Here is a 13,968-nt window from a genome sequence, read left to right on the forward strand (position 1 = left end):
CCGGAATCTGGAAAATCAGCCCCGAAGTGTCGAAGTCCGGTGAACCGGATCGTGCGGCCGCGGCTGGCCTGAACCTGCTGCGATCGCTTCACCCAGGCACCGCCGCCGTCACGGCCGATCGAACGTGGCCTTCGGCGCAGGGTTACGTCGCGACCTCCAGTGACACCAGCCATGAGGGTCTGCGGCGAGCGTCTGGTTCGGCGGGCCGCAGTGCGGCGAGGCTGCATAAGCATCAATGGCAGGAGTGGGCCGTCCACGCCTCGCGGACCCGGCTCACCTGGGCGAGGAGCCTGCCGCGCCGCCGCACGACCGCTTCGAGCCCAAAGTGACCGTCGCTCTGAGGCCCGCAATGCCGTCGGCACCTCAAGGTGCTGAGGTGCCGGCTTTCGCACGTGTGTCGGCATGTTGCAGATACATAAGCCCCGCCACCAGCCGCGGCGATGTCGCCGGGCGGCCTTTGGAGGAGTGGAAGAACCCGGCCCACTCGGTCTCGAAGAACTCCCAGTCGATCAGCTCTGCCAGCTTCACCAACTCGTGGCGCATGTCGATGATGTCGACCAGACGAGGGCGGAGAAGATCGTCTTGTTCCTTGGGGCGCGGACGGTGCTTCATCACGGCATCGGCATGGGTCTTTGTTAGTTCCTGGCGCGCCGGCTGCCAAGCCTCGTGTCACACAAGCTGTTTACTTCCGTCGACGCGTCCCAGAGCGCTCGGACAGGTACATACCCAACGCGATTGCAACGCCCTCAATGATCATTTGACCAGCCGACGGGAGACCCAGCATCTTGATAGACTGCTCCAGCTGGATCAGGAACATCGCCGCACCAGACACCGAAATCATCGAGCCTATCCCTCCCGTGAGCGCCGTGCCTCCAAGTACCGCCGCTGCGATCGGTGCCAGCAGATAGGGATCGCCGATCTGCAGCGTCGGGTTTTGAATGAACCCGGCCAGCAGGATCGCCATTAGTCCATAGAGTAATCCTGCCAGAATATAGGCGCCGGCCTGGTATCGCCTTACCGGTACACCGATTGTATGGGCCGCTGCCGGGTTCGTCCCCACCAATTCGAACCGCCTTCCGATGACGGTCTTGCGCAGAGCCAGCGTAGCTACAACCATAAGCACCAACGCGAACAAAGCATCGACCGGTATTCCCAGAATCCGACTACTACTGAAGGCCGCGAGGGACGGCGGGACGCTGGAGATCGCAGTGACGCTCTGGCTATAGGCAATGGCAATTCCCATTACGATTGAGCCCACCGCCAGTGTCACGATCAGCGCGTTGAGCTTCAGCACCGCAATAAGTACACCGTTGATCGTTCCGACGAGCATAGCCAAAAAAAGTGCCGCGGCCATCGCCAACCAGAGCCGTCCGTCCTGCGCGCCAGATACACCAAGGAGAACAACACTCGAGAGCGAAACAATGGACGGTACGGAAAGGTCGATCCCGCGGGTCATTAGCACCAGCGTCTGTCCCGCCGCACCAATGGCCAGGAAGGCGGCAAAGGGAAGAACGGCCAGAATTGTACTCAGTTCGACACTGTGCGGAAGGAAGATCGCATCAACCAGAAGCATTGCCGCGAGGGCCACCCAGATTGCAGCGAAGCGCGGCTCCGCGAAATGTGGAAGGACTCCACCAGTACGCGTCTGGCGAGAAGACTTGGTCGTATGGGTTGCAGACATAGACCTTACTCCTGCTGCGAAGCGACTGTAGCAGGTGAAGGGCGAAACAGCCGCTTCACGAGGTGCTCAAATTCGGCCAATCCGGAATAAAGGAAGATGGCCAGGAGCGTCATCACCCCGCCGGCGATCACCCCCACTGAGGAACTCAGCCCGACAAGTGAGATAACGTTGATCATTAGTGTGAAGAACATCGCACCGAGCAACGCCCCAGTAAAAGAGCCGCGCCCACCTGCAAGGCTTGCACCTCCAAGAACTGCAGCTGCAATGCTGGAAAGGGCAAAGTTCTGCCCCACGGTCGGGTGCCCGACGGAAACCTGCGCGCCGAGGAACAGCCCTGCCAGCGCGGCCATGAGACCAGACATGAGATAGGCGCGCAGATGCACGAAGGTAACCTGCACTCCATTGCGTCGCGCAGCTTCCTCTCGAAAACCGGTCGCCTTGATTTCAAGTCCTGTGCGACTACGATGTAGCCAAATATCCCCGCTTACTGCGAATACGATGAGCAGCAAGCTCGAAACCGGTAGGAAGCCAAAATGTGATTTCAGCAACTCAGTGAAATTGGTGCTGATCAATCCACCTGGGGTAGGTCGGCCGATGAGGGCGAAACCTTGCACGATACTGAGGGTAGCGATGGTCGTAATGACCGCGTTGATCCCTCCAAAGCGAACTACAAACCCGTTGCAAAGCCCGACCAGGGCGCCGACACAGAGGCAAAGAATTGCGCCCAACACAAGCATCGCGCTGGGAGCGCCCTGAGCAATCATGAACGAGGCCGTGACCACAATCAGGCTCATGAGCGCCCCAACCGAGACGTCGATCCCCCCGACCAGAAGCACATTCAACTGGGCCATGGCGACCAATGCCGCTGGGGCGAGGGCAAGGAGAGTGAAACGGATATTGATCGACTTGAGGAACACTGGACTCGACTGAGCGGCGTAAAATCCAACCACGAAGATGAGACCCACGAGGAACAAGAGCGGCACCCACCAAATTGCGCTGCCGTTGATGAGGGTTCTCGCCAATGCGGCGATACCGACGCTCTCGGAACGAGAATCCGCGCGACGTCCGCCACGCACACTCAGGAAGCTCGAAACTATATTCTCTTCGGTCAACTCGTCCCCTTCGAGCTCGCGCACAATCCGCCCACGCGAAAGCACAAGCACGCGATCACATATCCCCGCAAGTTCCTGCGCATCCGAGGAATTGACCACGCATGTACCGTCTTGGGCAATATTCTCACGGATCGCCTTGTATATCTCGAAGCGCGCGCCCGCGTCGACGCCTTGGGTGGGTTCATCGATTAGAATGGCCTTGGCGCCACTGCGGAAAGACCGAGCGAGTACAGATTTCTGTTGGTTTCCGCCGGACAGGCCTACGACGGGAGTATCCAGAGTGCTTGCTACCACGCCGAAGTCGCGCTTCATCGCCTCTGCCTTCCGGCGCTCGGCGCCAAGAGAGAGGAAACCGCCACGAGCGAATGTGCCGAGAAGCGAAGGCACCATATTCTTCTGTACACTCAGTTCAGGAAAAATCGCTTCGCCTTTTCGATCTGAACTCAGAAAAAGTACACCGCCCTTTAGTGCGGCGCGGGGCGAAGAGGTGTCCACGGTCCTGCCCTGACATTCGACGGTGCCTGTCGCATCTTCGAGGCCGACGATAGCCCGCATCATTTCGCGCTGGCCGTTACCCTCGGCACCCGCGATCCCCACGATTTCTCCGACCCGTGCGGCGAAGCTGATATCGTGGAAGTCCTCACCCGAAAGCCCCATCACCTGCAGCACACGAAAATCAGAAACGCGATCTGGCTTGGCTCCGTATTCGCTGTCAATGTCTCGTCCCACCATTAGCGAGATTAAGTCGTGCTCCGACAGATCGGGCGTGACCGGGAAGGTACCGCGCTCGACACCATCGCGCAGGATGGTAATTCGGTCGGCGAGATCGAGGATTTCTGGCAGGCGGTGGCTGACATAGACGATGCCTGTGCCCCGTCCAGTAAGGTTTCGGACTAAAGCAGTCAGCTTGCGCACGCCGTCATTGTCGAGCGTCGCAGTCGGCTCATCCAAAAGCAGCACCTTCGGATCCGTTTGAACTGCCTTGACGATTTCGACGAATTGGCGTTGCGCCGGGGTCAAATCACCTACAATAGCGTCGGGAGATATATCGACCTCCAGTGTGGATAGCTTCTCGACTGCCGATTGCCGCATCTCGCCGTAGGGCAGTGCCCCACGTGGCAGCGCCAAGAATAGGTTCTGCGCCACCGACATCTCAAGGACGAGGGAGTCGTCCTGGTAGACCGTCGCGAGGCCCAGGCCAGCAACTTCGCTCGCGCTGTTTTGAGAAACCGACTTGCCGTCAATCTTAATTGTGCCTGTATCAGGGATGACCACGCCGCTGGCGATCTTCATCAATGTGCTCTTGCCCGATCCGTTTTCGCCAAGTATTGCATGGACCTCACCGGCCCGGCAATCGAAGTCGACATGATCAAGGGCGCGCACGCCTGGATAATTCTTTGAGACGTCTTTCAACTCGAGCACAGCGTCAGGCATTTTGGTGGCTCCACGGCTGTAGTAAGGAATTTGGCCGGCACCGGGGAGAGGGGTGCCGGCCGGTCGCCCCCCGTTATTTGGGGAACATCGCCTTGAGCATCTGATCATCGAGCGTTGTCGTAACCGACGTCTCCATCGGCAGGTCCGGATTGCAGAGCCCTTGTTTCACAGGCTTCATCTTGAAAGGCAACTGGATCCAGGCAGGGATAGACTTTCCATCCAGAGACTCCATGGCCGCTGTCAGCGCAATTCGTGTGCTGATATTGAAAGCCGACGAATAGTAGATTTTGAAATTCGGATTGTTCGCCTTCTTCCAGTCGCAGAAGAGCCCCTGTTCATCTGTCCGCAGAGCTGCCACCATGTCGAGAGGCTTATGCGCTGCCTCGTAGGCACGCACCGCGCCGCGGAAGCCGTCGGCATATTCATATGCCCAGCCGTCAATTTTGCCGAATTGCGCAAGCGCTGCTGAAACAGCCTTGAAGGTACCTTCCTGAGTCCAGTTCGTGTCATATTTGCCGAGGATCGTTAGGCCGTCCTTCTTGGCTTGCTTCGCTGCGCAGGCCTGCCAGGTCGAGGAAAGGGTGTTGCCCGGCGTGCCGCCCAACTCAACAATCCTTTTGGCCTCGGGATTGCCTTGCTTGATGCTGTCCACCAACGCATTTCCGAGTTGGCAGATGTCCTCACGGACGTTGGTCAAGTAGTCCTTGCCGGCGGTTCCGATCGCCGGCCCGTTGTGAAGCACGACTTTGATCCCTGCCGCGGTAGCCTCCTGCACGACGGGTAGCATCGCTGCACCTGCGTCTGGATAGATGACGATCACATTAACGCCCTGGGCAATATAGCTGTTCATGTCCGAGATTGCCTTGGACACATCGCCACGCGCATCACGGTACTCGATATGACCAATTTGCGGGTAGCTAAGAGCCTGGAGTATAAACTCCATCTTGGTTACCTTGCGCCAGACATTTTCGCCAAAGCCATCGGCATAAGCGACCGTGAGCTTGCCACCGGTTCCCGTATTGCAATCGTTGGACCTGTAGCACTCCAACGCCTTCTTCCGGATCTCGGGCGTTAGGGGCTTCACGGCGTGCTGAAGTGCGTCGAGAATGGTGGGATTGGTAACTACCTTGCCGAACTGCTTCAAGCTCAGATCGTTTACAGTCTCGGCCCTGCCACAGACGGGCGCGAGGGCGAGACCGACAGCTACCGCCGTCAAGAATCTACTGGACCGTTTCATCGCGTTACTCCTCCTTGTTGAGTTCTTTCATTTATCCGGGAACCAAGCCTCAAATCAGGACCATGCCTCCGTCGACCATTATTGTCTGACCGGTGATGTAAGAGGCTTTATCCGATGCCAGAAAGGTTGTGACCCCTACCAGGTCGGCGGGCTGTGCCGCCCGTCCCAAAAGTATATTCTGGGTGAAGCTGTTGATTAAATCGTCGGGCTTTTCGGTGACGCCGTAGTGACGCGCATCTTCGTCGAGATCTTTCCACAGCTCGGTCGCGACGACACCGGGGCTGAAGCAGTTCACCGTGATCTTATGGGCTGCCAATGCACGCGCTGCTGATTGAGTTATCGACACAACCCCGAATTTAGATGCACAGTAATGGGCATAGTCCGGCCAACCCTGCTTCCCAGCAATCGAGGCGGTGTTGATCACCTTGCCGCCGTTCCCCTGGCTGATGAATTGCTTTGCGGCTTCCTGAGTGCCTATCAGAACCCCAAGTGTGTTGATCTTGATAATACGGTTAAAGTCCGCTTCGGTAACTTCGAGGAACGGGCAGGTCTGACTAATACCGGCATTGTTGAACATAACATCGAGGCGGCCAAATTTCCCCACCACATCCGAGATCATTGCTTTGACGGCGGAGCGGTCCGATACATCGGCGCCCATCGCGATTGCCGTACCGCCGGAGTGGCGAATGTCTTCGGCGATCTGCTCCGCGCCAGCCTTGTTGATATCGACCACAGCTACCTTTGCACCCTGCGCGGCCAAATCCATCGCCATACCTGCGCCCAGACCGCGGCCCGCCCCAGTGACGATTGCCACCTTGCCTTCGACAATTCCACTCATGATTTCCTCCTCTTCATGTGTTATTGAAACATCCAAAGGATCAAGCTCGGTCAGCCGGTTGTGCGATGTACGCCTTCGCGGTCTCGCGAATAATGGCCTTCTGAACCTTGCCGTTCTGATTGCGTGGGATCGGTTCGTCTCCGAGCTTCCAGAAGTCCGGAACCTTGTAGTCAGCGATCCGCTCACGCAGGTAATTTCTCAATTCGTCTCCGCTGAGGTCCACTTCGCTCGTCTTAATTTGGGCGAATGTCTTTTCTCCCAAAACCGGGTCAGGGACACCAACGACGGCGCAATCCTCGACCTTTGGATGACTCATTAGAGAGTTCTCGACTTCTGCACTGAAAACCTTGAACCCGCCGCGGTTAATCATGTCCTTCAGACGATCGCTTACGTATATAAGCCCGTTCTTATCGCGATGTCCTACGTCGCCACTCCTCCAGTAGCCGTCGACAAATTCACGTGCCGTGGCCTCTGGATTGTTCCAATAGCCCGGACTTACATTGGGTCCCCTAATCCACAGCTCTCCGCTTTCGCCATCACCGACGGGCCTGCCGTCCTCACCCATGATTTTAATGTCATCACATTCCAGCGCCAGTCCGACGCTTTCTGGGGCGAACTGAGTCAGTTCCGGCGGCATGATAGTGCAGACAGCGCAGGTTTCAGTCGCACCATAGGCATTGATCATTCGAAGCTCTGGGGCGACCTTACTGAACCGCTTTATGGTGGCGGGCGGCATGATTGCGCCTCCGAAGACGCCGTAAACCCAGCTCGAAAGGTCATACGACTCAAGCGGCGCCTTCATCACAAGAAGCTGGTACATCGCGGGCACAAGAACCGCGTAGGAGATCTTCTCGCGATCAATCAGTTCGACAGCTTCTCGTGGACTGAAGCTCTTTGACATGACGATCGTCCCCCCCGAGGCCATGGTAACCGAGGCCAAAGGGCCAAATCCCGCGATGTGGGTTGCCGGCACGGCAAGGAGGCTCTTAAGCGGGCGGTCGATTGCCAGCGCATAAAGATAATGCAAACAGGTATGGACAAAATTTCGGTGGGTTAGGCAGGCGCCCTTGGGTTTGCCTGTAGTGCCCGAGGTATAGACGATCATGGCAACGTCTGTGTGGCACAGTTCGGGAAGCCGGCAGGCAGGCGCTAACTGAAGCGCTCCGAAATGCTCGTCGGCCGATGGATCGATATCGGTGAGAAAGATTCGCGTTGGGCAACCGTCGTCAGGAAACTTTGCGCGCCACTCAGTTGCCGTGACAGCGAATTTGGGCGTTGCGTCTTTCAGAATATGCGCGACATCCGACGGTCCCAGCCTGGTTCCGAGGGGGATTGCGATGCCGCCCGCCCGGATCGTTCCGAGCATGGCGACGAGATATTCGAGCCTATTGTCAAGCATGACCGCGACCCGTTCGCTCGGCTGCAGCCCTGCAGTGATTAGGCCATGAGCGGTACACTGAATCATCGAGTCGAACGTCGCCCAGCTAACGCGACGGTCACCGCAGATCACCGCTTCGCGGTCGGGATCTGCTGAAGCTGAGCGCCGGATCATCGCATCGTAACTCTCCGGCACGTCGCGAAAGTGCCGGAACGCAGTTTCCCCATCTTGCACGGCGAGGTTGATCGTCTCGGGGACGCGCCATTGTCCATCCAAATGCTGGCCAAACGAACGGCCGTTAGCATCCTTGCGGGCAGAGGCATCAAACGCCCCCGCCGTCGGAATGCCTTCAGCACTTGTAGGCTTGTTTTCCATGGCGCGCGCTACCCTTCAGGCGGTCGTCATCGCAGGTGCCGCAGACTTGCCAAGGCCTGATCCACTGCACATTTCGATAAATTCCTGGGACGTCATCAGCTCGCGTCCAAGGCTCTCAGCGATTGTCTTAGTCAGCAGAAAGGCGTCCACATTGCGCTGGATCATTTCGTCGCTGTGAGGCCATTTCCAGACCGTGTCTTCCATGCCGACTCGCACGTGCAGCCCCATTAGCAGACCCAGGGTTGCCAAATGCAGGCTGGCTCGCCCCCCCGCGCAGACGATGATATGCGCTTCCGGGTCCACAGTACGTATCAGGTCAACCTGCCGCACCAAGCCGTGGATCATGCTCTCAGGGGAATACATAGGCGTGCAACCAGGCAAGCCTGCCAATAGCAGCCAGGTAAGCGGCCCTTTGACGACGCCGCTATCAATGAGCAGACGTCGGGCGTTATCGACGTCGCCGTCGGTATAAACTGCCAGTTGAGGTGTCATACCGGCTGCAAGCACTTGGCGCGTCTTCTCAATGATAGTGTGCGGCGGCTTGACGAAAAGATTGTCACCGAGGATAAGCGCGGTCGTATTAATCGGCACCGCGCTGACCAGACGCCGCTCGAGCACGCGCTCCATCTCTTTCGCCTCGAGATCGTTCACTGCGACGAGACAGGCATCCAGCGCCACGCCGGCGTTGTCTTTCCGCAGTTCTCCCAACACCTCCGCGAAGAGCCCGCTGTCAAGAGCGTTGTACCCTCGTTCGTCACGGACATGGATGTGGATGATTTGCGCGCCGGCATCGATGCATTCCTTCGCCGAGGCGATAATTTCCGCTGCCGTCTGGGGTTGGTTGGGGTTCTCTGCTTTTGTGTAGAAGGCCCCGTTGATGGCAACCGAGATCGCTGCTTTTGCGGGTGCCTGCCAGCGGGGCATCTGCTCGGCACCAGAGATCATACTCTTGCCGGCGGACATGATCGCAGGGAAGCCATATGGTTTCCAATAAGTTACCGCACCTTCCCGATCGACGAATTTGCGCACAATGTCCCAATTGATGCTATCGTTTGTCATTCTCTTGAACCTCTTCTTGAACTCTCTGGCGGTTGGTCCGGTAGGCTCAGTAGCCTGGGGCGGAGGACCATTTCCTGTTAAGTTCAAGCTACAGAATTCGAGAGAAGCGCGCGTCGCGGCGAGGCGCCAAATGTTATGCAGAATGGGACAAGTTCGATCGCATTAGCGAGCGCACGACGCAGAGAAATGGCGCAAGAGAAATTCTGCGCTCGCGCACACACTTTATGGGGCGGCGTGATCCCGTCCGGATCAGGCGTGTATGTTGACGCCAAATTCGGGTCGTGCGATCCGCGAGGACAGCGACGGTGGGCGATCGACTTCGGTTCGGACGCCGACATGTGGCCCTGTGGCATTGGAATAGCGACTCGGAGTCAGGCCAGTTAGGCGTCGGAACATCAGCGAGAATGCTGCCGGCGTCTCATAGCCAAGGTCGCTCGCGATAACCGTGACCGGGTCACCCTGATCGAGGCGCGAGAGGGCGGCAACAACGCGCACCTGTTGACGCCAGTTAACGAAGGACATGCCGAACTCGGACTGAAAGCGGCGTGCCAAGGTACGTTTCGAGGCACCAACCTCATGCGCCCATTCGTCAAGGCCAAATGGGTGGCCCGGCTCAGCCAAAATGGCATCGCAGATCCGCCAGATGCGCCTGTCGTTGCCACTGGGAAGCGGAAGCGAACGTTCGGGGGCACGGGCGCTTTCGCACAGAAGCAGTTCGAGTTCGTCGAGAGCGAGGGATAGCACCTGAGTCTTCAATCTCGGTCCGTTCAACGACTCTCGGATTTCGATCCCGCGTAGGATCAGCTCTCGCAGAAGCGGGCTTACCGCGATCATTAGCGGTCTATTGGAAAACCGAGCGGCCAAGTCCGGTGAGATGTAGATCGTTCGCAACTCGACCGCTCCGTGGGCCTGCATACGGTGGCTCACCTTCGGCGGCATCCAGATTGCACGCTGCGGTGGCACACGCCACTGGCGGTTTTCGGCGGTGAGTTCCATGACACCGCTCACTGCGTATATAAGCTGCGCGCGCGCGTGCATGTGTTCTTGTACTGTCTCACCGTTGACGAAGGTGAAAGCGCTCATTTTCACGCTTTCGCGTGCTTCGCACTGACAAACCATCTCCTCCTCCCTACACCTTCGCTTTTCTTGATTGTGCTGCGCTATTCTCTCGTCGAACTCACTCTGTACAAGCCACTCAACCCTTCCCGTACGCGAGGCACGGGCTCCCTACCGGATGTTCACACACCCCCAGCGCCTCCTCCTCGAGGTCACTGGTAACCCAAATATCTTACCCCAAATGCGAGAGAATAGCTAAATGTTATCAACAGTCGTGGCAAGCGCGCTGTCTCAACCGAACACCGCCGCCGCCCCACGGCAGGCGGAACCAGTCAGTTTGGCTCATTCCCCGTATCATTTGGCTCCCGGGCGGATGCGGCTGCCGAAGAGGGCAAGTAAAGTCTAATGACACTTGGCGGCTGCCCAGCCCTTGACGCCATTCGGACGTTCCGAGGAGGAGGGCTCATGAGAAGGCGTCTGGCGCCCCAAAAACTCGACAATGTCCTAATGCCCAAGGAGGAACCGGCGTGGAGAAGAAAGTAGAGTTCAAGAGCAGCGGCTACACACTTAAGGCCGTGCTGACCATTCCCGAGGGGTTCAACGGGGATCTGCCGCTGGTCATCATGGCCGGCGGTTGGTGCTACACCAAAGAAATCGTAATGCCTTACTACGGCAAGAGCTTCAACGATATCGGCTGTGCCACCTTGGCCTTCGACTACCGGAACTTCGGCGAGAGCGAGGGTGATGTCCGGCAGCACTTGAACCCTTGGGAACAAATTGAAGACATTCGCAACGCCGTATCTTTCGCTGAAACGCTTGAGGGGATCGACCCGCACAAGATCGGCCTGATGGGGATTTCCTACGCCGGCGGCCACGCGATCATCACCGGTGCGATCGAGCCCCGGCTGGCCTTCGTCATTTCGACCGTTCCGGTAATTGATGGCTGGCAAACGGCGCGTCGCTGCCACGGCGAAGCCCGCTTTGCTCAGTTGCTCAAGCTGGTCGCTGACGACCGCAAGTCGCGCTATGAGGGCAACCCAAGCGGCATCATTCCGCAGTCGCCCAAGGAGGACCCAATGGCGGAGATGACCGCCTGGCCCTTCCCGCACATCTACGCCGGCTTCATGGCTATCAAAGCGAAGGAGGCGCCCCTGCACGAGCACTGGAATACCATCGAGTCGGTCGAGTGGCTGCTGCGCTACCAAGTAATCCCTTACGCCGAGCGGATCTACGACAAACCGGTGTTGGTTGCGATCGCCAAGGGCGACAACATCACTTCGGCAGACCTCGAAATCGACATGTTCAATGCGATTCCGAGCCCGCATAAAAGGTTCGTCGCAGTTGGCGGAGTCGATCACATGAGCCTGTATACTAAGCCCGATGATCTGGCGAAAATCGGCCGGGCTTCGGCCGAGTGGCTCAAGGAAACGCTCACAACACTTTGACGAATGTTGGTTCCGGCCCATGACGGGCCCGACCCGCGCTGTAGGAGGAAAGAAATGACGGATCGCTCCGCCGACCGCTTGGCCATTATAGAGGCCATTTCAAAATATGCTTTTGGCTATGATGAAGCCGACTTCTCCCTTTTGGAAGATGTCTTCACGGAAGGGGCGATCAGCGGCGGCAAAATTACTGGCACGGAAATCTCTTGGGGCCCAATGTCGGGCCGCAGCGAAGTCCTTTCCGGACTCAAGTCCATGCGTGAGGGGCAGAGCATCCAGCCGCGCCATTGCGTGACTAACGCGCTGTTCTCCGAACTTTCGGACGATAGAGCGCGCCTTCGCTGCTATCTAACGTTGATGGCCTCGGAGCACGCTAAGGCCGGAATTGCCACCTGTGGTAGGCTGGACGTGGAGGCGGCAAGGGAGGATGGCAACTGGAAACTTAGTCGCCTTGACGTGACGCTTGACGCGCCTTTTTGAGTGCGGCTGGAATTACGCCTGTCGTCTTCCGGGGCCCCGATATCGGGGGCTCCGGTTCTTTACATTTCGCGCAACTGCTGGGCCGCCGTCCGCGCGAAATAACTGATGATCAAATCGGCACCCGCGCGCTTAATGGCAGCCAGGGCCTCGAAGACCGCAGCGGTCTCGTCTATAGCACCCGCCAAGGCTGCGAAGCGGATCATCGCGTATTCTCCCCCTACTTGGTAGGCGACGAGCGGCAAATCGCTTTGAGTGCGAAGGTCTCGAAGGATATCAAGATAGGGCATAGCGGGCTTCACCATCAGGAAATCTGCGGCCTCTTCTTCGTCTATTTTGGATTCCCGTCGTGCCTCGCGTCGATTCATCGGATCAATCTGATAACTTAGCCGATCGCCCTCTAATGTGCAGCCCGCTGCGGCCCGAAAGGGGCCGTAGAAGGCAGAGGCGAATTTCGAGGAATAGGCCATGATCGGGATATGGCCAAAGCCGCTGTTATCAAGTGCCAAGCGAATCGCGGAAACCTGGCCGTCCATCATTGCCGAGGGTGCAACTATGTCTGCGCCTGCACTGGCTGCGACGACTGCCTGCCGCGCAAGGTTGGTGCAACTCGCGTCATTGTCGACTTCACCTTCGAGCAGCACGCCACAATGACCATGATCTGTGTACTCGCACACGCAGTTGTCGGTGATCACTACCATTTCGGGCACGGCTGCTTTGGCTGCTCGGGTCATCCGCGCCATCAAGCCGTCGGGGTTCCAAGTATCGCTGCCGGTCGAGTCCTTGTGATGGGATATACCGAACAGCATGACCGCGCGTATCCCATCCGCTGAAATTGCGCGGATCTCATCTTCCAGCCTGCCTTCTGGAATACGGTAGACGCCGGGCATCGTCTCGATCGCGACAGGCAATTCGAGCTCTTCTTCTACAAAGACCGGAGCGATTAGATCGTCCGCCGTCAAAGCCGCCTCGCGCACGAGCCTGCGGATTTGCGGTGTCCGGCGCAGACGTCGCAATCGTATCGGGCAGTTTGTCATGCGGTCTCTCCATAGCAACAGGTTGCCGACGCCAAGATATGGCACAATACCGCCCCGAAGCGTCGCAGGACGCGTCAAACTTTACGGCGAAGCGGCCATTTCTGGCTCCATCCTCGGCGAAGGTACAACCGGCGCCTTCATGATCGTCCAACAGTGTATCATCGCCCTGCCGAGCGCCATCAGGACGCCCTTCTCGAGGCCGAACAGGTAATCCGCCGGATTTGGCCGAGCGACTTTGTGGTGGAGCGGATCGAGCAGAATGCCCGTTTCCCCGCTCGGATAGTCGATCCTGAACTAAGGTTTCAGGCTCTGGTTTCAACGTAAGGCTGCCGGTTTCCGGCATTGAGGGCAGCCAGAGCGATAACCAAAATCCCGGTGCTCAGGGCCCTGACGTGGGCGAGGATCTTGCGCCGAAGTTCGACAAAATCGGCTTAGATTGGGGTCGATTTGGGGTGTCGCCGTGAGTCTATTCAATGGGTTACGGGCACCAAACCGTGGATTCCGTGTAGTCACACGCGGATAGCATTGGCGCGGCTTTTTGACGGGCGTTTTGATGCCATTCTGTAGGCATGTTCATTCGGATCACAGAGAGCGGTGGGCGGCGGTATCTTCTGGGGAGATGATCCAAAGTTTCCGGGCAACGCCGGCCCCCAACATCGCTGCCCACCTTTCAACCCGGGAAGGCAGCACCTGTCCGGCGCGAAAACATGGTCGCCATGGGCCTTTTCTTATCAGTGGCTATCCCTGCCCACCGGGTTGCCCCGGCAACCTTTCAAGAAATCGAGGTCGGCGCCCAGATCGGCGCCCTCGACATGCTGCTGATGCAGCCAGGCGTAGCCCGA

General features: G+C 58.0%; 11 protein-coding genes and 1 pseudogene. 3 read left to right on the forward strand and 9 right to left on the reverse strand.

The window, feature by feature from the left end; all coding sequences use genetic code 11:
- A partial coding sequence (locus EIP85_RS23110; protein ID WP_206615628.1) for a hypothetical protein occupies nt 1–329 on the forward strand: 329 nt, incomplete at its 5' end.
- Between the two features lie 70 nt (nt 330–399).
- Here the strand turns inward: EIP85_RS23110 and EIP85_RS22035 are convergent.
- The 8 genes and pseudogenes from EIP85_RS22035 to EIP85_RS22070 form a co-directional block, all read right to left on the reverse strand.
- Nucleotides 400–612: pseudogene (locus tag EIP85_RS22035) on the reverse strand (transposase); the annotation flags it as partial.
- A gap of 70 nt (nt 613–682) precedes the next feature.
- A complete protein-coding gene (locus EIP85_RS22040) occupies nt 683–1,681 on the reverse strand; it encodes an ABC transporter permease (RefSeq protein ID WP_127904363.1) in 999 nt (332 codons plus the stop codon).
- Nucleotides 1,682–1,686: 5 nt separating this feature from the next.
- Nucleotides 1,687–4,227 (reverse strand): ATP-binding cassette domain-containing protein, encoded by a 2,541-nt coding sequence (locus EIP85_RS22045; protein WP_127904364.1) that lies wholly within the window; start codon nt 4,225–4,227, stop codon nt 1,687–1,689.
- 73 nt (nt 4,228–4,300) lie between these two features.
- A complete protein-coding gene (locus EIP85_RS22050; RefSeq protein ID WP_127904365.1) occupies nt 4,301–5,464 on the reverse strand; it encodes a substrate-binding domain-containing protein in 1,164 nt (387 codons plus the stop codon).
- Between the two features lie 49 nt (nt 5,465–5,513).
- On the reverse strand, nt 5,514–6,302 hold the full coding sequence (locus EIP85_RS22055; protein ID WP_127904366.1) for an SDR family NAD(P)-dependent oxidoreductase: 789 nt from the start codon (nt 6,300–6,302) through the stop codon (nt 5,514–5,516).
- A 40-nt stretch (nt 6,303–6,342) separates the two neighbouring features.
- Entirely contained in the window at nt 6,343–8,055 is a 1,713-nt protein-coding gene (locus EIP85_RS22060) for a class I adenylate-forming enzyme family protein (RefSeq protein ID WP_127904367.1), read from the reverse strand.
- Between the two features lie 15 nt (nt 8,056–8,070).
- Complete coding sequence (locus EIP85_RS22065; RefSeq protein ID WP_206615629.1) at nt 8,071–9,114, reverse strand: beta-keto acid cleavage family enzyme; 1,044 nt, start codon at nt 9,112–9,114, stop codon at nt 8,071–8,073.
- A 249-nt stretch (nt 9,115–9,363) separates the two neighbouring features.
- On the reverse strand, nt 9,364–10,197 hold the full coding sequence (locus EIP85_RS22070; protein ID WP_127904368.1) for an AraC family transcriptional regulator: 834 nt from the start codon (nt 10,195–10,197) through the stop codon (nt 9,364–9,366).
- A gap of 500 nt (nt 10,198–10,697) precedes the next feature.
- Between EIP85_RS22070 and EIP85_RS22075 the strand changes: the two genes are divergently transcribed.
- Together EIP85_RS22075 and EIP85_RS22080 are read left to right on the forward strand one after the other, a co-directional pair.
- The gene (locus tag EIP85_RS22075) at nt 10,698–11,615 is read left to right on the forward strand and encodes an alpha/beta hydrolase (RefSeq protein WP_127904369.1); all 918 of its coding nucleotides are present in this window, start codon (nt 10,698–10,700) and stop codon (nt 11,613–11,615) included.
- 54 nt (nt 11,616–11,669) lie between these two features.
- Complete coding sequence (locus EIP85_RS22080) at nt 11,670–12,092, forward strand: nuclear transport factor 2 family protein (protein ID WP_164871865.1); 423 nt, start codon at nt 11,670–11,672, stop codon at nt 12,090–12,092.
- A gap of 59 nt (nt 12,093–12,151) precedes the next feature.
- Here EIP85_RS22080 and hemB read toward each other — a convergent pair whose 3' ends face one another.
- Nucleotides 12,152–13,126 carry a porphobilinogen synthase gene (gene hemB, locus EIP85_RS22085; protein WP_127904371.1) on the reverse strand — a complete coding sequence of 325 codons (975 nt, stop codon included), beginning with the start codon at nt 13,124–13,126 and terminating at the stop codon, nt 12,152–12,154.
- Between the last annotated feature and the right edge of the window lie 842 nt (nt 13,127–13,968).

This window comes from Solirhodobacter olei, from assembly GCF_004010155.1.
Taxonomy (GTDB): domain Bacteria; phylum Pseudomonadota; class Alphaproteobacteria; order Rhodobacterales; family Rhodobacteraceae; genus Solirhodobacter; species Solirhodobacter olei.

What these genes read in the sequence shown, in the direction of transcription:
- EIP85_RS22040 (WP_127904363.1), bottom strand. Translation starts at nt 1,681, where the DNA reads ATGTCTGCAACCCATACGACCAAGTCTTCTCGCCAGACGCGTACTGGT.
- EIP85_RS22045 (WP_127904364.1), bottom strand. Translation starts at nt 4,227, where the DNA reads ATGCCTGACGCTGTGCTCGAGTTGAAAGACGTCTCAAAGAATTATCCA.
- EIP85_RS22050 (WP_127904365.1), bottom strand. Translation starts at nt 5,464, where the DNA reads ATGAAACGGTCCAGTAGATTCTTGACGGCGGTAGCTGTCGGTCTCGCC.
- EIP85_RS22055 (WP_127904366.1), bottom strand. Translation starts at nt 6,302, where the DNA reads ATGAGTGGAATTGTCGAAGGCAAGGTGGCAATCGTCACTGGGGCGGGC.
- EIP85_RS22060 (WP_127904367.1), bottom strand. Translation starts at nt 8,055, where the DNA reads ATGGAAAACAAGCCTACAAGTGCTGAAGGCATTCCGACGGCGGGGGCG.
- EIP85_RS22065 (WP_206615629.1), bottom strand. Translation starts at nt 9,114, where the DNA reads ATGACAAACGATAGCATCAATTGGGACATTGTGCGCAAATTCGTCGAT.
- EIP85_RS22070 (WP_127904368.1), bottom strand. Translation starts at nt 10,197, where the DNA reads ATGAGCGCTTTCACCTTCGTCAACGGTGAGACAGTACAAGAACACATG.
- EIP85_RS22080 (WP_164871865.1), top strand. Translation starts at nt 11,670, where the DNA reads ATGACGGATCGCTCCGCCGACCGCTTGGCCATTATAGAGGCCATTTCA.
- hemB (WP_127904371.1), bottom strand. Translation starts at nt 13,126, where the DNA reads ATGACAAACTGCCCGATACGATTGCGACGTCTGCGCCGGACACCGCAA.